Raw genomic sequence first — 20,705 nt, forward strand, 5'->3', positions numbered from 1 at the left:
CTCCAGGGGGGTGGATCAACCGGCGTTATCGGCCTGCCCCGCGCGCCACCTGCACCCGGTCACGCCCGGCCGCCTTCGCCTGGTAGAGCGCGCCATCGGCCTCCTCGAACAGGGCCTCCTGACGCGCCAGGCGTCGGCCGGCGAGGCTGGCCACGCCGATACTGACTGTCAGTCGTGGAATATCCTTCCGCGTCATTCTGGCCACGGCGGCGCGCAGGCGCTCGCTCAGGGTGGCGGCCGCATCGGCATTGGCGGGCACCAGCACCGCGAATTCTTCCCCACCCCAGCGGGCGAGCGGCGTGTCCGGGCGCAACTGCGATTGCAGACACTCGGCCAAGGCGCAGAGTGCGGCATCGCCAACGGCATGTCCGAGCGTGTCGTTGACCTTCTTGAAGTCGTCGATATCGATCAACACCAACGACAACTCGCCGCCATCGGACACCGCCTCATCCCAGGACTGGCTGAAGCCCTCCAGAAAGGCCCGCCGGTTGGCAACCCCGGTCAGCACATCGGTGCTCGCGGCACGGGCCAGGGCCTCGGCCTTGCGCCGGAGTTCGGCATGGGCCTGACTCAATTCGGACTGACTGCTGAGCAGCGCCTGATTGGCGCTTTCCAGCCGGCGCCCCAGTTGCTGGCTCTCGCGATAGCGCATCCACAGCAAGCCCAGGATCATGGCCAGACTGACCACCGCGCCCACGGCAATCCAGCGCTTGAGCTCCTCCTGTCTCAGCCCCAGGGCCTGGATCTTGAGATCGCGTTGCAGCAACTCGATCTGGCGCGCGGCTTCCTGTTGCCGATGCTGCGACTCCAGCACTGCCAATCGACGGTTCATGTCCAGCCCGGTGAGGTGTTCCTGCAGCGCCAGGCTCTTCAATCCGATCTCGACTGCGCGCTCCAGCTGGCCGCGGTCGCGCAGCACCGGAATCATGGCTCGATAGGTACTGAGCAATTGCGGTTGGTCATGACCCTGCTGATAGGTGGGCAAGGCCGTGTCCCACAGTTGCAGCGCCTCATCCGAACGGCCCTGGCGTTGCGCGATCTCGGCCAGCAACCCGAGGTAGTCGGCGCGGGTGCCCTGCTGGCCGATGGCAGCAGCGATGCGCTCGCCCTCTTCGAGCACCGTGCGGGCTTCTTCGATACGGTTCAGGCCCAGCAAGGCACGTCCATGCTCAAGCTTGGAATAGGCCCGACTTGGCGGACTGTCCAGACGTTCGGCCAGGCGTTCAGCCTGGGTCGAGAACTCCAGGGCTTCGGCATATTCGCGGCGAAAGTTGCTGACCCGCGCCAGACTGCCAAGCAGCGGGGCCTCGCGCGAGGCTTCCGCGGTCTTGCGCGCCTCCACCAAACCACGTTGCAGAAAGGTCAGCGCGGTGTCGTACTCGCGCATGCCGGCGTACAGCAAGCCAAGATAGTGCAAGGTGCGATCCAGTTCCGCGCTGGCACCGGTTTCCTGCAGCTCCTGACTTTTTCGCAACAGCTCAAGCGCAACCGAGAACTCGCCCTGATTGAGTCGAATCAAGCCCAGCTGGGTGAGTACCAGCGCCTCTCCGCCGCGATCCGCCAGTCCGCGATACAGTGCCAGAGCGCGCTCATAGCCCTCGATGGCTTCGGCCAGATTGCTGCGTCGCCGCCACAATGAGGCGATGTCGGATTCGGCCTGGGCCAATGTCGGCAGATCACGGCGCTGCTCGGCGCGTGACAGAATGCCCTGGAACAGAGCCATTGCCTCGTCGTAGCGACCGCGGCGGAACTCGATCTGCGCCCGTACCCGGTCCACCGCATCCAGCGCCGCCGGGCCGGTCTTTTCGGCACCACGCGCCGCCTCCTCCAGGACAGTTTCGGCCATCTCGTAATCACCGCTGGAGGCCAGCCGCTCAGCCTCGGCGATGCGTGCCGTCAGGGCACCATCCATCGCCCTGTCCGGAGTGGGTCCCTGCGGCGACTCCGGCGTTGCCATGGGTTCGGTGGCCTGCCCAAACGCCGCCGGTGTGCTCAGAGCGAGCGCACCCGTGCAAACGACAAGAAACAGGATCTGCCACAGTCGCATCAGGATGGCCCAGGAACGGTGAGGCGTTGCCGACGGCAAGAATACGCCAGCCGCCCACAGGGCGGGCGATTGCGCTAGGGCGTGTCGTCCTGGGTCAAATGCAGCGGGGCCTGCAGACCCTGGAGACGGCGAGTGTCATGGGGACTTGTCATCGGCCGGGTCCACCTGTGTCAGCCGCGCCTGGAGTCGCGTCTGCAGGGGGGTGATCCGACAGGCCCGCCTGCAGCAGCCGGGCCAGTCCAAGCGGAAAATGGTCCAGCGCCTCGGGCTGCAGTCCGCGCGCGAGGGCGATATCGCCTGCCAGCAGATGGCGACGGGCGGCGGCGGTCCAGCCGGGCGGCAAGGCGTCATCACCGACCAGATTGGGTGCCAACAGCGGCTCGGCGGGTCCTAATCAGCAGCTGCCGGCGCCGACGAACGCTCCAGGCCCCAGGTCTTGCCGCCATCGCTGCTGCGCAGGATGCTGAGGTCCTGGCATTGCACGAACAGTTCGGCGTCGCTGGAGACGCTGCCGAGCAAGTGATGGCAGCCGGCAGGCATCTGCACGATGGCCTCCCAGCCCATCCGTTCTCGCGGTGCCTCCGAACGCTGCAGATGGAAGTCCTTGCTGGCGACAATACGCAAGCGGCTGTCGCGTGAGACCTTCGGCGCGATGAGCAGTACCCGATGCTGATCATCGACATAGGGCGAGGAATCGCGCAGTGCCGGCGCGAGATTGCCCAGGCCACTAGGGCGTCGGATCGGCGTCCAGCTGTTGCCCTGATCGGTGGAATAGAGGTAGTCCAGCGTGGCGATATCGTCGCCGCTGGTGGCCAGCAAGGCACCATTGGGCTGGGCGCGCACCCCCGCCACCGACCGGTCCTTGCCTGCTGCCATCAACTGACCGTCGGCAAAATGATAGCGCCAGCGCTTGGCGCCGACGGCGATACGCAGGGCGTCCGCATCGCTGCCGAGCACACTGGCGCGCTTGTCCACGCCTGCCCGAAAGCCCTGTCGCGCGCCGAAACTGGCGACTTGTGTCCAGCGTCGCCGGTCAGATGACAGTTGCATCAACACCGCCCGTTGCTGCGAATGGCCGAGCGCGTAAATGCGCTGATCGCCAGCACGGCCGAGCCAGTCATAGGCCTGATCGCTCGGTACATCGGCATACATCTGCCAGTCACTCGCTCCGGGCTCGGAATGCGCCAGCAGACCGCGATCACCGGCGATCAGCCAGCCATCCTCCAATTCCAGCACGTCATTGATGTCGGCACTGAAACCGGTGTACAGCGTGGACCAGCGGCCGTCGGCAGCACGCATCGAAATCTGTCCGAATTGACCCGGCAATACGAGGCTGCCGCCATCCAGGCGACGGCCGACCCCGTGATTGGGCAGCACCTCGTCGTCGGGCAAGGCAACCGGCTTCAGCTGCGCCCACTGTTCGGCACTGACGTAGCTCCGCGATTGCGGATCATAGAGCTGACGTGCAGGCGCCAAAGTCGCCAGCTTGGGGTAGCTGGCCCGAAACCACCCCAACAGCCCGGGGCGTGCGGGTGTGCGCTGCCACCAGCCGTCAAAGCTGGTCATCCAACCCAGAGGCGTGAAGTTGCGCTTCTTTGCCGGTCCGAAATGAAGCACCAGCGTTCCTACATCGGTGAAACGCCGGGCTTCAATGCGGAAGGCCATCAGTGGCTCGGGCGCTTCCGCTTCCCGTCTTGAAGATGCACCTGCGCGGAGATCGCCGCCCCAGATCCGTTCGATCAGATAGTCACCCGCCGGCAGGGTACCCACGAAGATCTGGCCGCTGCTGAACGCCGTCCTGACGCTCTGAAGCGTGTAGCGCCGCGTGGGCCCGTCCACCCGCCTGACGACCAGACCGCTCCACCCTGCAAACTCCGGCCAGCGTGTTTCGACATTGTCGATCAGATGCACGGCCATGAAGCCAGCATGGCTGGGAAAGCGCTTGTGTGCGTCCAGATCCGGATTCCAGCCAAAGTCGGAGGCTCGGACCACCGTGCACAACAGCAGAGCGAAACACATCCACAGGGAGCGGGTCAGCATGCGCGATCGAGGGCGTCGAAAAGGACCGTCATCATACGTTTTGACGGGGGACACTCGTTGCGGTGGGCTCAAGCGACGCTGATCAGACATGCCGAATGCACTGCTGCTCCGGCCAGCGGCGCCTGCCCGAAGCGGCAGTGAGGACTCGCCGACGCGAGAGAAGCCATCCTGTGGGAGCGGATTCATCCGCGACCGAGCCTCTGGAAAACCCGATCGCGGCTGAAGCCGCTCCCACCGATTGCGGGTGCTCACCTGATTGCGCGGGCCACGCGCGCATTTTGTCTACACGGCCTGCGGCAGCCTACCGCTTGCTGCCCCGCGGAGTGCTCATGAGCAAGCTCGACCTGGTCTGGTTCAAGCGCGATCTGCGGCTGGTCGATCATGCCGCCGCAAGCGCCAGCGCGGACGCGCGTGGCGTGCTCGGCCTGTACGTGTTCGAACCCGGCTACTGGCAGGCGCCCGACACCAGCGCCCGCCAGTTCGAGTTCCTGTGCGACTCCCTGCGAGAGCTGGAGCGTCAACTGATCGCCCGGGGCGGATCGCTGGAAGTGCACGTCGGTGAGGTGGGTGAGGTACTCCGCGGCTTGCACGCGCGCCATCCGCTCGGTGCCGTGCGTTCGCACGAGGAAAGCGGCAATGGCTGGACCTATGCCCGCGACCGCCGCGTCGCTTTGATCCTGCGCGAACTGGGACTGCCCTGGCATGAGTATCGACAGTTCGGCGTGGTGCGCGGGCTGCAACGGCGCCAGGGCTGGGCGCAGCAGTGGGAAGCGCTGATCGGCAGCCCCAGCCCGGCGAAAGAGGCCGGCACCCGCTGGGTGCGCGGCAACGGTCAGCTGGAAGCCTGCATTGCGCAGATGCGCCAGTGCATGACGCCGGATTCCTGCGCCGGCCGGCAGACGGGCGGACGCAGCGAGGGCCTGCAACTGTTGGACAGCTTTCTCAGTCATCGGGGCCTGGCCTACCACCGCCAGATGTCCTCGCCGCTCAGCGCGGCCACGGCCTGCTCCAGGCTGTCGGCGCACCTCAGCCTGGGCACGCTGTCTCTGCGGGAGATCGTCCACGCCGTTCGCGCGAAGCGCGCGCAGCTGCGGGCGCAGGTGCAACTGCCGCCGGAACTGGCCACGCAGCCACGGGCGCTGCAGGCTTTCGAGTCGCGGCTGCATTGGCACTGCCACTTCATGCAGAAGCTGGAGACCGAGCCGCAGATCGAATTTCGAAACATCCATCGCGGCTTCGACGGCATGCGCGAGGGCGAGTTCGACGATCAACGCTTCGCTGCCCTTTGCGAGGCCCGCACCGGCTGGCCTTTTGTCGACGCCTGCCTGCGCATGCTCGATCATGAAGGCTGGATCAACTTCCGCATGCGGGCGATGTTGATGGCGGTGTCCAGCTACCATCTGTGGCTGCACTGGCGCCAGCCGGCATTGTTCCTGGCACGGCGCTTTGTCGACTATGAACCCGGCATCCATTACAGCCAGGCGCAGATGCAATCGGGCGTCACCGGCATCAACATTCCGCGCATCTACAATCCGATCAAGCAGTCGCAGGATCAGGATCCCGATGGCAGGTTCATCCGTCACTGGTTGCCGGAACTGGCCGCGCTGCCGGCAACGCGGATCCATGCGCCCTTCCAGATGAGTCTGACCGAGCAGCAGCGGCATGGCGTGATCCTGGATCGCGATTACCCGCGGCCCATCGTCGATCACGAACAGGCGGCGCGGGAAGCCCGGGCCAGACTCACCGCCTGGCGCCGGCGTCCGGGCATGTACGAGCAAAGCCGCGAGGTGATGGACAAGCACGGCAGCCGCAAGCGCCGAGTACAGCGCGCCCTGCCCGTCCCCAGCCCGCAGCCCGATCTCTTCGGCGATCCGATCTGAGCATGGCCGCCAAGACACGCGAAAGCCGGGCCACACCGCGAGCCAGCAAACTCTGCGCCCATTGCCAGCGGCCGATGACCTGGCGCAAGCGTTGGGAAAAGGTGTGGGAGCAGGTCAAATACTGCTCGGATGCCTGCCGTCTACTGGCGAAGCGCCAGCCACGGGCTGAGTAGCGGGTGAAAACGACTCGAAGGCGGGACCGACAGTTGGTTCGGACGCGTGGAGCGGATCAGCCAGCGCTCATCCCGCCAGCCGCTCGGCCAGGGCGCGGGCTTCGCGGGCTGCTTCGAAGTCAGGATCAGCCTCAGCCCAGTCGGCGAGCAGCGGCGGCAGCTCGCGTCTGAGGGTCTCGCGATCATCACGCAGTTCGGCCAGGCTAACCTGGCGCCAGCGAATCTCCGGGCTGCCAGGGCGCGAGCGCTGCAACGGCGCCAACCAGCGCTCGGCGATGTCCGCCGCATTGGCGCTCAGCGCAACGTCGATCATGGCGCTCGACGAGAAAGCCACTGAACTCCAACAGCGCCCAGCACAGACCAAACCAGCCAGTCAGCACCGGCGCAGGTGGCGCTCGCGCAGACGGGCCAGGAGCGAGGTCGAGGGCGATGGGTTCACGGGCGGGTCTGATGCAGGCGACAAGTCCCAAGTCTAGCCGCTGCAGCTGGCGGTTTCGGCAGATCACCCCAACGGTCATGGCTGCGAGCCACTCGCAATCATGAAAGTCCTTGCCGCCATGACCGTTGCATGGGTTTTCCTGCCTAGTCGAGTAGCTAAGCCTTTACAGGCTTTCGCCCTCACAGATCCGGACGGGCGGATTTCCCGCATCCGGCTCTTCCAAGCAGGTAACCCGGCGAGACCGGGAGCCAATCATCCGGGTGGGTGATGCGGGGAGTCGGCAGCGCGAAGTGAGTGTCGACCAGCGCCACTACGACGGGGAGGCGAGACGTCTGACTGCGCTTCATCAGCACACTGATCCAGATCGCTCGCACCGCGGCTCGGAAACGCTTGAGCGCATCCATGTTGCCGCGCACGCCGTAGTACGCGTAGTGGCCTTTCAATTTGGCACTCAGTTCAGCCCACTGTGTGCGCAAGGGATCGTGCAGGTGCGCGCGGCACCACTCACGGGCGAGCGTCAGGCTGCGCCGGAAGCGCTTCGCCATCGTTTGACGTCGCACCAGATAGCGGCCCTGGCGATCCTGGCCGGCGATGTGCGTGAACCCGAGAAAGTCGAAACTCCCGGATTTGCCCCCGCCCGGCGGTGTGCGGCCGAAACCCAGCAAGCGGGTCTTGGCCACATTCATCTCCAGCCCGTAGCGCGCCAGACTCGTCTCCAGTACCGCTCGCAGCGCTACCGCATCCTCCTCATGCTCGAACATCAGGACTGCGTCATCGGCATAGCGCACCATGTACACCTCGCCGCGCGCCGCTGTCCGACGCCATTCCACCACCACCTCGTCCATCGCCTCATGCAGCACGATGTTCGCCAGTAGCGGGGAAATCGGCGCCCCTTGCGGCGTGCCGCACGTTTGCCGTGTCCGCTTGCCATCCTGCTCCACCACCCCGACCGTCAGCCATTTGTCGATCAGTCGCAACAGACTGCGATCGGTCACCCTGCGCCTGATTGCCTGTCGCAATGCCTCGTGCTCGATGCGATCGAAACACTGCTTCAGATCCAGGTCCAATACCCAGTTCACGCGTCCTTTCTGCAGCACCGTCTGCACCGCCTGCAAGGCCATATGCGCACTGCGCTGCGGCCTGAAGCCATAGCTCAGCCCTCGGAAGTCGGCTTCGAAAATGCTGTTCAGCACCTCGGTCACCGCGCCTTGTACGACCTTGTCCTCCACGCACCAGATCGATAACGGCCGGTCGCTGCCATCCGCTTTCTTGATCGTCGCGCGCTTCGCCGGCTGCGCTCGGTACTGACCCGTGCGCAGTCGCTCATGCAGTTGCTGCAGCCGTGCCGCCAATCCTTTTCCATAGCTGGCCTTGCTCTCGCCATCGATGCCCTTTGCCGCGTCCGCCCGCAAACCGCGGTAAGCACGCAACAACGAGCCCTCATCGAGCAAGTGGGCCAGCGACGTGAACTGTTCCTCCGGATGGGCTCGCGCCCTCTCCTGCACCCGCCGAAGTCTTGGGCAGATGGGTTCCCACCTCAGCGTGCGGCCCATCGTTCCCTCCCGCAGGATCCCTGCTCGGTGCCGCCCTTCGCTCCACCCACTCGCCAAACTGCGACTTCGCAGGCTTCATCACTACTACGACGACATCCGACTTCCCCATGCCATTGACCCCCCTGCACTCGGTTCTTGCCTTGTGCCGGGTGCCCACTTCCCTGTGGTGACACCGGGATCTCCTCTGTTCCACACCAATCCTGTACACCTCGATACGAGCCCATGCCCCCGGAAGGTCGATCTGGGTCAGGCATTTCGCCAGATCGTGTGGCCTGCGGAACTCGGGCGTAGCCCTCGGCACCTTCGACGATGAAATTTTCGGGGTTCAACCTCATACCTCTGTGTATTCCTGTCTACGCTTCGTACCCGCCGTTACCGGTCGCGCACGCAAGACTCGGTTACCACTGCCATGCCATTGGCTTCGTGGGTCGGCTTCATGCCAACTCGGATCGCGTGCAGCTTGCAGAGCGCACGCCCGCATTTCTCACACCTGTTGCGGAAGATCGCGCAGGGCTTTGCACCGAGGGCGAGGCGCGAGGAGAAGGAATGGTTATTCCATTGCGACGACGAGCAACGCAGCCATCGGTGCAAAGAACCAGCGAGGGCCGCAAAGCGGGCGGATGCAGGCGTACACCCTGCGATTGCCGCAAGCGATGAATCGAACGCGCGCCACAAAGAATTCGCGGCATCTGCACGCGCAGGTGTGAGAAATGCGGGCTAGCCCCTCCCCAGCCCTCCCCGAACATCGGGGAGGGAGCAACAGCGCTCGCCTGAACGACTTTCACGGCAACCCATCGGCTCCGGGAAGTGAGGATCCACATCGGTGGTTGAAACTCCGCGAGCCCCTGGAAACACGACTCTTCGCGGGCGAGCATCTCTCCCATGTCAATCGGCGGCGCTATGCTGCTCCAGCGTGGCAGGCATCGGAATGAGCATCGATGATCAAGGGCGCAGACCAGGATCAGCAAACGGAGACAGCTTGGGCTGACGAGGGCTCAGGTACGCGCGTGCTGGGCCCGCGCCAGCGCTTTGTGGCTCGCATGGCTGTGTTCGTTCTCGCACTGGCGGCTTCCGGCGGCGGGCTGGCCTGGTTCACGCATGGTTTGTCGCACACCCGTTATCCGCCGGACCTGGTCATCCCTCCGACCGGCACCTTGGTCACCCTCGCCGTACTGATCGTGATCCTGCTCCGACCGCACCTCGCGCGACGGGCAATGCTGGTATATGCGCAGCTGATGATCGGCCTGTTGGCCGTGTCCGCGGCCTGGTTCCTTCATGCTGCCCTTGAGCCCGGTTCCCGGCCGCTGGTCGAGATGTTGCCGCCGGTAAGCCCGATGCTGGTGGCGCTGCTGGCCATCACCACGGTGTTCTTCCAGCCGGCGACCGCCCTGCGCCTGGGTCTGGGCGCCTGGTTGCTGGTGGCCCTGCCGCTGCTGATCTACATGATTGCGCATCCCGACGAGCGCGAGTCGGCACGCGGCCTGGAACTGATGATGATGTTGGGGCCGCTGTCCTTGCTGATGGCCATCATGATTCCCTTGCAACTCGAGAACGATCGCCGTCTGACCGAACTGACCCAGGCCGAGCTTCAGGCTCGCAATCGCGCACTGCGCGATCCGCTGACCGATCTGTTCAATCGCCGTGCGTTCGAGGATCGTCTGGCTGGCGTGATTGCCCAGAGCAGTCATCCGCAGCAGCTGATTCTGCTCGACATCGATCACTTCAAGGCGATCAATGACAAGTACGGCCATCCGGTGGGCGATCAAGTGATCCGCGAGGTGGGTCGCCGCTGCAGCAGCCTGCTCGGTCGCGGCGATATCTTTGCCCGCTGGGGTGGTGAGGAATTCGCCGCAATCTGCGCTGAGGCGGAGAATGAACCGGCGGCCATGGCCGAGCGCATGCGCCGGGCCATCGAGGCGACACCCATCGAACCGGCCGGCCGGGTCACCGCCTCTCTAGGCGTGACCCGGGTGCACGGTAATGACACCCTGCAGGGCGCCCTGAAGCGAGCTGACGAGGCACTCTATGCCGCCAAGCAGCGGGGGCGAAATCGGGTGGTCTTGGGCTGAAGCGGCGAGTCGTCTCCAGAAGCGCTGGTCCCTGTACCATCGGCGCCAGCGCCCGCCCAATTGCCGCCGCCGTGCCATCGGGCAGCCCCATTCAGACAAGTGCGCGCGAGGGAATATATTCTCACTTCCGCAGGACTAACGAGTTTTCGTGCATGCCGAGGATTCCCATTGAAAAGCGGCGCTCTTCAGGCGTGTTCGATCTCATCAACGACGGGCGGGATGCGGCGCGCGCCATCAATCAGACGGCTGCGCTCTTCGCCAGCGTTGCCTTGATGGTTGGATTGTCCGAACTGACGCGACCACAGCCCTTTGTCTGGACCGCCGTCGGCCTGTTCTTGTTGTCGGCAGTCTTGTGGATCTACAGATCGCGAATCGCGGCGATCATCCTTCTCCTTGGGAATGGCCTGAACTGGCTCGGCTGGTACCTGCAGGCGAGCGACACTGGACGGCCCAGCTATTACCTGCTGTTCCTGTTCGGCGTCCTCTCTTTTGTCGCTGCGAGGTCAGTGGAAGCGACGTTCAAGTACCACTCGCGTTCTGCAAGTGGGCCGCCAGACCAGACCGCAGCTCCTGGGGCAATTCGTGAGTCAGGGGAAAGCTGACGCCCATCTTTCAGTCCCGGAGCAAACCGTGCGCCCCATCGCTTTCATCGCCACCCTTTTCCTGATGGCCGGTGCCTGCCTGGTCATCGGCTTTGCCGAGGGCAAGATCGGCTGGTTCGTCGGCTCCGGCATTTTCCTCGCCCTCGGACTGCTGGCCCGAAAGCTGCGGCTGCGCGAGTCCGGAGGCGCTCGCACGGCTCCGCGCTTCAGCTTCTTCGCCATCGCCCTGCTGCTGATGTGCGCCGCCATGGGCTTTCTGTTCTGGCTGCAGACATCGGCATGAACGCCCTGTCCCGTGTGCTGGTCTTCAAGATCAGCGCCACGCTGTTGTTCTGGTCGCTGCCGCTGATACTGCTGCCGGCCGACCTGATCGAGGCCGCTGGATTTCCGCACCAGGACAGCTACATGTTCGTGCGCATGCTCGGCTGGGCCTACCTGACCTTGTGCGTGGGCTACGGATTTGCGCTGCGCGATGCCTTGCAGGGACGACGGGCCATGGCGCAGATCTGGGTGGGTATCGTCAGCAACGGTGGAGCCTTCGGCTATCTCGCCTGTTACGGATTCTCGGGTGCCTGGAACAACTGGGGCAGCCTGATCCAGTTTGTCGCATGGGGTTCGGTCGTCGCCACCCTGCTGATCACGCTCGGCCTGTGGCGCTATGGCATTCGGGGGTCGGGGCCGGCGGTCTGATGCTGGTACCGGGCTGACGTGGGCTTGATGACGTCGTCCCGGCGAGCGCTCGGCCTGCGTATCGATATTCCCATGAACCCATCGCCTGAGCGGCTCGATGTAGCCCGAAGTGCGCGCAGCGCTCTCCGGGCGGTGACGCGAAAGAGCCCCGGTGAGCCGCTGCGCGCCACACCGGGCTACAAGAACCCGCGCCCCCCAGTCGCCCGCGCGCGCAACTGCCCGCAGCCGCCATCCACGTCCTGCCCAGCCGATTGCCGCAGCTTGGTCAGAATGCCGCGCCGATGCAGACGTCGCGCCATCTCTCTGGCGCGTTCGCTGCTCGGTCGCCGGAAGGGCATACCTTCGCCGGCGTTGAAGGGGATGAGGTTCATCACCGCGTATTTGCCCGAGAGCAGGGCGACGATGCCGTCAAGCTCCTCGTCGCTGTCGTTGATCCCTTCCAGCAAGGTCCACTGGTACTGGATCGGATAGGCGATCGCCCGCGCATAGCGCTCACCGGCCTCGACCAGATCGCGGGGGGCGATGCGCGGCGCCCGTGGCAGCAGCCTGGCACGCAGCTCGGCGCGTGTGGTGTGCAGCGACAGCGCCAGCGCCGGCTTGACCGGGCCCTGTGGCAGGCGCTCGAACACGCGCGAATCGCCGACCGTGGAAAACACCAGATTCCGATGACCGATATCACCCACGGTGCCGAGCAACTCGATGGCCTCCATGACGTTGTCGAGATTGTGGGCCGGCTCGCCCATGCCCATGAACACCACCCGGCGAACGCTGCGCTGCTGGCGCGCCAGCGCGACCTGGGCGACGATCTCCGCACTGCCCACCTGCTGCTTGAGGCCCTCGCGACCGGTCATGCAGAACACGCAGCCGACCGCGCAGCCCACTTGTGAAGACACGCAAACGCCCTCGCGCGGCAGCAGCACACTCTCCACCGTCTGTCCGCTGCGAAGTTGCACCAGCAGCCGCTTCGAACCGTCCGCGCTGGGGTGCTCCGATTGCAGACGCACCAGACCAGCAAGTTCCTCGGCCAGCCCCGGCAGTGCCACACGCAAGGCCTGCGGGAAATACCGTGCCGGGTCACCGCGGCAGGTGCCGAGCGGCCAGGCGCGCGTCCAGTTCCGGAGCACCGTCTGTTCGTGCAGCGGCCTGGCCCCGAGCGCGCGCAAGCGCAGGCGAATGTCGTCGATTTGCATGGCAGCAATGCTGCCTGAAAGGCGCGGCCTTGCCGAGCGATCAACGGACGCTGACGGCGTCGCGAAATTCCGGACAACCATGAAAGCGGCGGCGACAGCGCAGCGCGCGCCAGTCATGCTGGGAGCCAACACTGTTCAAGCGCCTGGCACCCAACCGCACAGTTCTTGATCTCAAACGCCAAGGCGTTCGCGAACCAAGGTCCGCACGCGCGCTTCGGCCGCGCCGGGGCGCAAGGCTTCGACGAAGCGCGCCGGTTGCAGCCCCGCATCGCCCTGCAGCACCCGCCGCAATGCCGATTCGATTTCGCGCGGATGGCGCAGGCGCAACGCCACGCCGGCCGCTTCCAGGCGCGCGGCATGGTCGAACTGATCGTAGTCCTGCGGCAAGACCAGCGCCGGCACGCCCGCGCGCAGGCATTCCCACATCACACCCGCGCCACCGTGATGCAGCACGGCCGACATCGCCGGAATCCATGACGGATAGTCGACCCAGGCATGACGATGCAGCGCATCGCGCATGGTTGCCGCTTCGCTCTCGTGCCGACCATCGCTGAAATGCATTCGCCACTGCCGGTTGCGTTGCGCGATATCGCGCAGACGCTGCGCCAAGCCGTCCTTCGCCCAACCGAGATGGGTGCCGAGGGTCGCAAGCACATGCGGCTGATCGGTCACGGGCGGTGGCGCTTCGCCGCGATCTGGCGGGCTCCAGAGCATCGGCCCGACGAAGCGTACCGATTCCGGCCAGCGCCGTTCGAATTCCAGTTCGCGCAGCCCCAACGCCAGCACGCAGTCGGGCGAGTAGGCCGCTTCGCTGCCGTCGTCACGATACACGCGATCCAGCCCGAGTTCGGACAACGCGCCTCGATGCAGCCGATGCACGCCGCGTTTGAACAGCTGCACCGCCTGCGCCGCGCAAGCATCCCGCGCGCGACCAAACGCGTTGCGGCCCGGCATCCAGCCGCCCATATACGCCGGCGGCCCACCGGGCGCTTCGATCACGCAGGGCGAGGGATGGCTGGTCCACCACGGCATGCCGTGGCGCGCGCTGACGGGGCCGGCGACGAACAGCGTGAAATCGGCGATCAGCAAGTCCGCGCGCGCTACGCGGTAACGCGCATCGAGCGCGGCAGCGAAAGCGGCCTGCAGGCGCAAGGCTTGCTGGAATTGCGCGTGCAGACGCAGCGGATGCGCGCCAATGGCGTAAGGTGGATCGGTGAGCGCGCGCAGTGCGGCATCGGCGCCGGGCACAAGCGCAAGGCCGCGCAAGCCTGCGGCGCGGATCCGCGACTGCGCGGCCTCGGTGCTGACGACTTCGACATCGGCGATGTCCTGCAGGGCGCGACCGATGGCCAGGATCGGATGCAAGTGCCCGGCCAACGGCGGAGCCAGCAGATCAATGCGCGGCTTGACGCTGTGCGCAGGTGCGGCATCGGTCGCGTTCACGGGTAGCCTCGCAACCACGCAAATTGCGCGCGTGCGGCGTCGAGCACTGCATCGAGCGCGGTTGAGCGGGCGAGGTAGTCCATGTGGCCGCAGTCGATCGTGCGCGGCGCAGGACCGTCGTCGGGACCGAACCACGCCGCAATGCGGTCGCGTCGCCCGCGCAGTTGCGCGCCCTCAACACTGCGCGGCCACCGCGGCGCGACGCCGCCGTAGGCGACGATGCGCAGGCGTGCGCGCTGCGCGTCGCCGAACGGGGCAATGAGTGCATCGAGCAGACTCAGGCCGCAACTACCGACCAACAGCAATGTGCGAGACGGCGTACGCAGGCGTTCGCGCGCCTGCGCGACAGCTTCCTGTGGCAGGTCTGCGAAACCGCCGCGCCGCGCCGCAAGATATTGGCGGCCGTTGGCGAGGCTCGCACGCAACAACGGCGTTTCCCGCCATGCACCATCGTCATCCCGGACGCTCTCGCGACCGATATCGCACCAGGGGAAATTCAGCGGATCGAGCCCGATCTCCACCGCATCCGCCGCCAATCCATCCAGCGCGGCACGCTGTTCAGGCGAAAGCGCGCAACGGCCGGGATCACTGCGACCGGTCAGGAACGCGATCCGCGGGGCATGCGCGAACGGCATAGCCGTGGCTGCACTCATTCGCAATCCACAAAGAAGTCGTTCGCGTAGACCCGATACCGCCGCGTGCGCCAACGGATGCGGCGATCGATCAGCGCGTGCAGCGCATGCAGGGGCAGCAGCAGGGCGGACAGCAGCGACAGCAGCGGCTCGGCTTTCGCGATGGCCGCGCCCGCGCAGGCGCGCTGCAGACGCCTTCGGCCACCTACATGCAGCGCTGCGCCGAGCGCGAGCGCTGCGAATCCGGGCCACGATGGCGCGCACGCGAACACCACCAGGACCATCAGCGGCAGCACCATCGGCAGCGCGTGTCCGATCAGGATACGCATGCGCATGCGCCAAGGTTGACTGCTCAGCAGCAACTGCGCGAACAGCATCCAGCGATGCATCTGCCGTCGATACGCGGAAAAGTCCGGCAACACGGTGCGCATCCACACCGGCTCGCTGCGCTGTTCGATGCGGCCACCCGCGCGCAGCACAGCCTGCGCCATCGCCAGATCGTCGGTCAGGTGCGGCAAGCTCGGCGCGAAGCCGCCGATGCGAAGCAGACTCTCGCGCTGCATCGCCCAGCACATGCCGTTGAGCGTCGGCGCGCCGCCCCCAAGCCGCGGCGGCAAATAGGTCAGCGCGGCATTGTCGTTGACGAAGCGCGCGAGCAGACGCGCACCGAGACCCTGCGCAGGCAGGTACGCGGGCAAGGCGGTGGCGACGACGGGCGATTCGGCGCAGTCCCCATCGAGCGCGCCGAGCAGGGCATCGAGCGTGGCCGCCGGCAGGTTCGCGTCGTCGTCGAGCACCAGCACCGATTCACCCGCGCAACGCGCGAGCGCACGATCGAGTTTGAACAGCTTCGGGTTGATTCCGGATGGGCATGAAGGGTGCACGCTGACGGCCACCTGCGGCGCAAGCGATGGATGCGCCTTGAACAACGAGCGCACGACATTGCCGGCGACGATGTCGTCCTCGTCTATCAACCAGTGCAGACGCGCGCCGTGCGCGCCGAGCTCGCGCAAGGATGCCGCCAGCGCATCGTCCAAACCTGCATCGCTGCTGCGGATGGGTTGCAGCACGTCGATGCCGGCAAACCACGAGGCTTCGGCTGAGGCGTCGCCGCCGCTTTCCGTGCGTGTGGCCGGCGGCGTGCGCGCGGTCGGCGGCGGCATCGCATGTAGCGCACGCCAGGCGAGGCTCTGTCGCCACAGTTCCATCGCAGGCCATAGCGCAATCAGACACGCCGACCACCACGCGCTGTCGTGCAACAGCGATTGCATCTGAATCACTGTCGTACTCATTCCGGCGCGTGCCTCGTGCTCACGGTTGCGCGCGCTGCCAGGCGACGAACGAGTCGGTCGCCTGCCCCAGCGTTTGCGAAGGTTCGCCCAACACCGACCGCGCCTTTGCGATGTCGAAGGTCTTGCTGAAGCACAGCACGTCCACGCCGAAGCGCGTGACCGGCGGCTCGCCGCGCAGCGGCAGCAGCGACCACAACGCTTCCGCGACGAAGGCGGCGGTACGCGCGGTGCGATAGCCGATGCGCCGCCCTGGCGGCGGCAAATCCAGTCGATGAAACACATCGGCGAGAAAATCCTGCATCGCGACGGGCTCGCCATGACTGAGATTGAAGGCACCGATCGCCTCCGGCATCAGCGCGGCGCGCAGCATGTAGTCGGTCAATGCGTCCACACCAATCAGATCGCCGATCGCCGGCGGGCCGTCGCGCACGATGCGCGGCAGTTTGCCGCGCTTTGCCGCGGCGAGCAGGCGCGGGAACAGCACGGTATCGCCGGGGCCGAACACAGCGCGCGGACGCAGGATCGCAAAGGCGCCCTCGTAGGCGCGCACCAGGGTTTCGCCAGCGGCTTTGGTTTCGGCGTAGGTGTTCGCGAACGCGGGTCCGATCGGGTCGTCTTCGCGAATGCCGAGTTGATCGCAGGGCCGGTAATGCACCGAACTCGACGATATGTAGACGAATTTCGGCGCGCCCTGCGCGCGGCAACTGTCGAGCGTGTGGCGAGTTGCCTCGACGTTATGCCGCAGGTACTCGCGTCGCGGCGCGAAGGGCGACGCCAATGCCGCAGCGTGGATCACGACATCGGGCGCGAACGCACGCAAGGTCGTGTCGAGCGCGCCCGACTGCGACAGATCGATCGACCGATAATCGGGCAGATCGAGCGTCCGTCGCCCGATGCCGAGCAGTTCAACGCCCTGGCGTTCGCGGAAACGCTGCAGGAATCGTCCGCCGATGAAGCCCGATGCGCCGGTGATCAGGATTTTCATGCGGGGCGCTCCGCGCGCGCATCGACGTGGGTCTCGCGCATTGACGCGGGCAGTGCGTGATAGCTGTCCGGGCAATGCGAAGGCAGCAGCGCGATGCCATCATCGTTAGCGCGCTGCGCATCGACAAACACGCGATGCAGGCGCACGCGGGTGTCGAGATGCGCCGCGATATCGTCGATCAGTAGTCGCGTCGGAAGCGCCGGCAGGCGATTCTCGCGGATCTCGGCCTGTCGCCAGACGGCGTCGCCGACCAACAGCCATTCGCGGTCGTCGTCGTGACGCAGCAACAGGCCGTAGTGCCCGCGCGCATGCCCCGGCAAGGGCACCGCCCAGAGGCTGCCGTCGCCGAGCAGATCGTGACCCGCGCCCAGCGCTGACCAACGGGCTGGCAGTGCGCGCCGCGGCGCATCTTCGATACGGCGATGTCGGCGTTCGAAATCCTCCGGTAGCAGTGCCGGCAAGTAGGCGTGACGCAACAGGCGCACACGCCCGCCGCCGCGCAGCAGACGCAAGGCCTCAGCGCCGCACCAGACCGCTGCGTTCGGCAAGTCGCGCAACCCGGCGACATGGTCGCCGTGCAAATGCGAGGCGAATACCGCGCGCACTTCATGCATCGCGATGCCGCGCAGCGCGAGCTGGGTGTGCAGACATTCTTGCTCCGGCAGCGAAACTGGCGTCAGCCAGCGATACAGCCGTTCGGGAAAGCCGTCGGTGGCGCGGAGGAAATGCTCGGCGTAGCCGGTGTCGAACAAGATCACGCCGGCGCTGGGATGGCGAATCAATCCGACCAGATTCGGAAATTCCGCGATTCGCCAGGCGCCGCCGCGAACCGCCATGCATTCGGGATGGCGGCAGTAGCCGACGCGCAGCACGTCCAGGCGCACGCGCGGAAAGGAGTGCGCGTTTGCATTGGCGCCTGCTGCCGACGCTTCGCTCACAGCCGCAGCACCGCGCCGCCGAGGGTGACACCCGCCCCCGTGCCGATCAGCAGCGCGGTGTCGCCTGCGCGCAACCGGCCGCTGTCGAGCGCGCAGTGCAGCGCGGTCGGCAACGACGCAGAGACCTGATTGCCGTGTTCGGCGAAAATGTCCTCGATGCGATCGCGCGGCACCGCGAGGCGGCGAAACACGTGCGCCATGCCGAGCGCGGAGGCCTGATGCGGAATCACGCGTTTGATCGCATCCAGTCCGAGGCCGGCATCGGCGAGCAGGGCCGTGACGAAGGGGTCGAAGCGATCGGCCACCGCGCGATACAGGCGCTTGCCATCCATACGGAAGGTGCAGACTTCTCGATAATCTCCGGAATAGCGATCGGGCGTGAGTCGCGAACCGCCGCCCGGTATTTCGCAGGCGTGCACCGCTTCGGACCAGGTCTCGAAGCGCGCCGCCAATAGCGCCGGCCCGGCCGTTCCGGATTCGCAGTCGTTGGCGGCTTCCAACACGGCGGCGGCGGCGCCGTCGCCGAACAAACCGTAAGTGTCCAGATCCTTCGCGTCGAGTGCGCGCGAGGCGAGGTCGCACGAGCTCACCAGGACGCGGCGATATCGCCCGCTGGCCAGCAGCGATGCGATCAGATCCAGTGCCACCAGAAAACCGATGCAACTCGCGTTGACATCGAAGGCCGGCACCCCGCGCAGTCCGAGCGCACGATGCAGCAAGGCGGCGTTGCAGGGCATCGCTTGATCGTGACTGGCGTTGGCGCAAACCACGGCGTCGATCGTATCCAGACCGATGTCCGCGCGCGTGAGCGCCGCGTGCGCCGCCTCGGCGGAAACCTCGGCCGCGTTGCGATCGGGTTCCACGCCACGACGCGCCACGCCCGTGCGCGCATGCACCGTGCCCGATGCCAGACCGAGTCGAAGATCGAGTTCGCGGCTATCGACCCAATGCGTCGGCGCCGAGAGGCCGGTTCCAAGAATGCGCAGCGGGCGGGGAGTGGGCGGAGTCATCGGCGAGCATCTTTGAAGGTAGGCGAAATCTACCGGGTTTGGCCCGCTACGGCACCAAGGAAGGATCGCGCCAAAGGTCCCCTGGATGCACCAAGACACGCACCAGTGCTGCTTCCCGAGCTGAGCTCGCTTCAGTCCATCGGTTCAGAATCAGACCTGGATGCTCCGCAATCGGGGCAAACCCAGTCCGCAGGAAGGTCAGCAAACGCCGTGCCTGCGGCTACACCAGACGCCGGATCGCCTTCAGCCGGGTCGTAGATATGGGCGGAGACCGTACAACGGTATCTGCGCATGTCCTTTCCGGCGGAGGCCTCGGGCTGCTCCGTGGATCCGATTGCAGCGCTGAGTGCCGCGGTCTACGCTGTGCGACCGCCACTGGATGGACCTCACATGCGCCGCTGCCTGATCGCCGGATTCACCGCCAGCCTGCTGTTACCTGTCCTCGCATCGGCCGCGGATCTGGATAGCCTGGTGACGCAACTGGCGCCGCGCGCCATCGAGTTGCGCCACCAGATCCACCAGTATCCGGAACTCGGCAATCGCGAGTTCGAGACCGCAAAGCTGGTGGTCGCGCACCTGCAATCGCTGGGCTTTGAGGTGCGTACCGGCGTCGCCCATACCGGCGTGATCGGCGTATTGCGCGGCGGCAAACCGGGGCCGACCATCGCCGTGCGCGCGGACATGGACGCGCTGCCGGTGGTCGAGGACACCGACCTGCCCTTCGCCAGCACCCAACGCACGACTTACGACGGCCAGGAGGTCGGCGTCGCCCATGCCTGTGGCCATGATGTCCACACGGCCGTGCAGCTGGGTCTGGCCAGCGTGCTCGCCGGCATGCGCGAGGAACTGGCTGGCACCGTATTGCTGCTGTTCCAGCCGGCCGAAGAAGGCCCGCCGGCCGGCGAGGAAGGCGGCGCCGCGCTGATGTTGAAGGAAGGCGTGTTCGACGAGTTCAAGCCGGCTGCCATTTTTGGCTTGCACGTGTTCCCGGAATTCGAAGTGGGCACGGTGGCCTACGCAAGCGGGCCGGTACAGGCGGCCAGCGACACCTGGCGCGCCGTGATTCACGGCAAGCAGGCGCACGGCGCCTGGCCGCAACTGGCGATTGACCCGGTGGTGATCGCCGCCGAGGCGGTGCTCTCGCTGCAGACCATCCGCTCACGCAACGTCGATCCCACCGAGGCCGCCGTGCTTACCGTCGGGATCATCCGCGGCGGTCAGCGCGAGAACATCATTCCCTCCGAGGTGGAACTGCGTGGTACCGTGCGTACCTACGAGCGCGCCGTGCAGGACCTGGTCGAGAAGCGCATGGGCGAGATCCTCAGCGGCGTCGCCCAGGCCGGCGGCGCCACGGTCGAGTTCGAATACCAGCGCGAGAATCCGCCGCTGGTCAATGACGCTACCCTCAGCGCCTGGGCCGGCGAGCGCCTGAAAGCGCGCCTCGGCGAAGACAAGGTGCAACCCATGCGGCCGGTGATGGGCGCCGAGGACTTCGCCTTCTTCTCCGAGCGCGTGCCCGGTTTCTACTTCCGACTCGGTCCCACCAAGCCCGGCACCGTCAACGGCAATCTGCACACGCCCACCTTCCGCGCCGACGACGGAGCGATCCCTGTGGGCATGCGCGCCATGGCCGGTCTGGTGGTGGATTTCCTGGCTGCGCCGCCAATGAAGACTTATCCAGACGCGGCCCACGGATCAGATTGAGGACATGGGCCGGCCTTT

The 20,705-nt window shown here is 66.1% G+C and carries 20 protein-coding genes; 7 read left to right on the forward strand and 13 right to left on the reverse strand.

Annotation, left to right across the window (positions count from 1 at the left end; translation table 11 throughout):
• Positions 1-25 precede the first annotated feature (25 nt).
• The 3 genes from H7A19_10725 to H7A19_10735 form a co-directional block, all read right to left on the reverse strand.
• A complete protein-coding gene (locus H7A19_10725; protein ID MCP5475297.1) occupies positions 26-1,912 on the reverse strand; it encodes a diguanylate cyclase in 1,887 nt (628 codons plus the stop codon).
• Positions 1,913-2,195: 283 nt separating this feature from the next.
• Entirely contained in the window at positions 2,196-2,420 is a 225-nt protein-coding gene (locus tag H7A19_10730) for a hypothetical protein (protein ID MCP5475298.1), read from the reverse strand.
• A gap of 17 nt (positions 2,421-2,437) precedes the next feature.
• On the reverse strand, positions 2,438-4,087 hold the full coding sequence (locus tag H7A19_10735; GenBank protein MCP5475299.1) for a hypothetical protein: 1,650 nt from the start codon (positions 4,085-4,087) through the stop codon (positions 2,438-2,440).
• Positions 4,088-4,416: 329 nt separating this feature from the next.
• Here H7A19_10735 and H7A19_10740 point away from each other — a divergent pair, with 329 nt between their 5' ends.
• Both H7A19_10740 and H7A19_10745 read left to right on the forward strand, forming a co-directional pair.
• Positions 4,417-5,967: a deoxyribodipyrimidine photo-lyase/cryptochrome family protein gene (locus H7A19_10740; protein MCP5475300.1), complete on the forward strand. Its 1,551-nt coding sequence runs from the start codon at positions 4,417-4,419 to the stop codon at positions 5,965-5,967.
• A 2-nt stretch (positions 5,968-5,969) separates the two neighbouring features.
• Complete coding sequence (locus H7A19_10745) at positions 5,970-6,140, forward strand: DUF2256 domain-containing protein (protein ID MCP5475301.1); 171 nt, start codon at positions 5,970-5,972, stop codon at positions 6,138-6,140.
• Between the two features lie 67 nt (positions 6,141-6,207).
• Here the strand turns inward: H7A19_10745 and H7A19_10750 are convergent, their stop codons facing one another.
• Both H7A19_10750 and ltrA read right to left on the reverse strand, forming a co-directional pair.
• Positions 6,208-6,453, reverse strand: a complete 246-nt coding sequence (locus H7A19_10750) for a hypothetical protein (GenBank protein ID MCP5475302.1) — start codon at positions 6,451-6,453, stop codon at positions 6,208-6,210.
• 305 nt (positions 6,454-6,758) lie between these two features.
• Positions 6,759-8,084, reverse strand: a complete 1,326-nt coding sequence (ltrA, locus tag H7A19_10755) for a group II intron reverse transcriptase/maturase (GenBank protein MCP5475303.1) — start codon at positions 8,082-8,084, stop codon at positions 6,759-6,761.
• A 986-nt stretch (positions 8,085-9,070) separates the two neighbouring features.
• On the opposite strand from ltrA, the gene H7A19_10760 reads away from it, so the two are divergent.
• The 4 genes from H7A19_10760 (at position 9,071) to H7A19_10775 (ending at position 11,493) form a co-directional block, all read left to right on the forward strand.
• Positions 9,071-10,201, forward strand: coding sequence for a GGDEF domain-containing protein (locus H7A19_10760; GenBank protein ID MCP5475304.1), 1,131 nt, complete (start codon positions 9,071-9,073; stop codon positions 10,199-10,201).
• Between the two features lie 152 nt (positions 10,202-10,353).
• Positions 10,354-10,803: a hypothetical protein gene (locus tag H7A19_10765; protein MCP5475305.1), complete on the forward strand. Its 450-nt coding sequence runs from the start codon at positions 10,354-10,356 to the stop codon at positions 10,801-10,803.
• 28 nt (positions 10,804-10,831) lie between these two features.
• Positions 10,832-11,086, forward strand: coding sequence for a hypothetical protein (locus tag H7A19_10770; protein ID MCP5475306.1), 255 nt, complete (start codon positions 10,832-10,834; stop codon positions 11,084-11,086).
• Complete coding sequence (locus H7A19_10775; protein ID MCP5475307.1) at positions 11,083-11,493, forward strand: hypothetical protein; 411 nt, start codon at positions 11,083-11,085, stop codon at positions 11,491-11,493. Before H7A19_10770 ends, H7A19_10775 begins: the two co-directional genes overlap by 4 nt.
• 176 nt (positions 11,494-11,669) lie before the next feature.
• Here H7A19_10775 and H7A19_10780 read toward each other — a convergent pair whose 3' ends face one another.
• The 8 genes from H7A19_10780 to H7A19_10815 all read right to left on the reverse strand — a co-directional run bounded on the left by H7A19_10780 (position 11,670) and on the right by H7A19_10815 (position 19,276).
• Positions 11,670-12,683: an RNA methyltransferase gene (locus H7A19_10780; GenBank protein MCP5475308.1), complete on the reverse strand. Its 1,014-nt coding sequence runs from the start codon at positions 12,681-12,683 to the stop codon at positions 11,670-11,672.
• A 171-nt stretch (positions 12,684-12,854) separates the two neighbouring features.
• Complete coding sequence (locus tag H7A19_10785) at positions 12,855-14,126, reverse strand: glycosyl transferase (protein ID MCP5475309.1); 1,272 nt, start codon at positions 14,124-14,126, stop codon at positions 12,855-12,857.
• On the reverse strand, positions 14,123-14,779 hold the full coding sequence (locus tag H7A19_10790) for a hypothetical protein (GenBank protein ID MCP5475310.1): 657 nt from the start codon (positions 14,777-14,779) through the stop codon (positions 14,123-14,125). Before H7A19_10790 ends, H7A19_10785 begins: the two co-directional genes overlap by 4 nt.
• Positions 14,776-16,038: a glycosyltransferase gene (locus tag H7A19_10795; GenBank protein ID MCP5475311.1), complete on the reverse strand. Its 1,263-nt coding sequence runs from the start codon at positions 16,036-16,038 to the stop codon at positions 14,776-14,778. Before H7A19_10795 ends, H7A19_10790 begins: the two co-directional genes overlap by 4 nt.
• 31 nt (positions 16,039-16,069) lie before the next feature.
• Positions 16,070-17,035: an NAD(P)-dependent oxidoreductase gene (locus H7A19_10800; protein MCP5475312.1), complete on the reverse strand. Its 966-nt coding sequence runs from the start codon at positions 17,033-17,035 to the stop codon at positions 16,070-16,072.
• Positions 17,032-17,871 (reverse strand): MBL fold metallo-hydrolase, encoded by an 840-nt coding sequence (locus H7A19_10805; GenBank protein ID MCP5475313.1) that lies wholly within the window; start codon positions 17,869-17,871, stop codon positions 17,032-17,034. Before H7A19_10805 ends, H7A19_10800 begins: the two co-directional genes overlap by 4 nt.
• A gap of 98 nt (positions 17,872-17,969) precedes the next feature.
• Positions 17,970-18,983 (reverse strand): 3-oxoacyl-ACP synthase, encoded by a 1,014-nt coding sequence (locus tag H7A19_10810; GenBank protein MCP5475314.1) that lies wholly within the window; start codon positions 18,981-18,983, stop codon positions 17,970-17,972.
• 131 nt (positions 18,984-19,114) lie between these two features.
• Positions 19,115-19,276, reverse strand: a complete 162-nt coding sequence (locus tag H7A19_10815; GenBank protein ID MCP5475315.1) for a rubredoxin — start codon at positions 19,274-19,276, stop codon at positions 19,115-19,117.
• On the opposite strand from H7A19_10815, the gene H7A19_10820 reads away from it, so the two are divergent.
• Positions 19,275-20,687 (forward strand): amidohydrolase, encoded by a 1,413-nt coding sequence (locus H7A19_10820; protein ID MCP5475316.1) that lies wholly within the window; start codon positions 19,275-19,277, stop codon positions 20,685-20,687. The genes H7A19_10815 and H7A19_10820 overlap by 2 nt on opposite strands.
• Positions 20,688-20,705: the final 18 nt, after the last annotated feature.

Source organism: Rhodanobacteraceae bacterium, assembly GCA_024234055.1.
Taxonomy (GTDB): domain Bacteria; phylum Pseudomonadota; class Gammaproteobacteria; order Xanthomonadales; family SZUA-5; genus JADKFD01.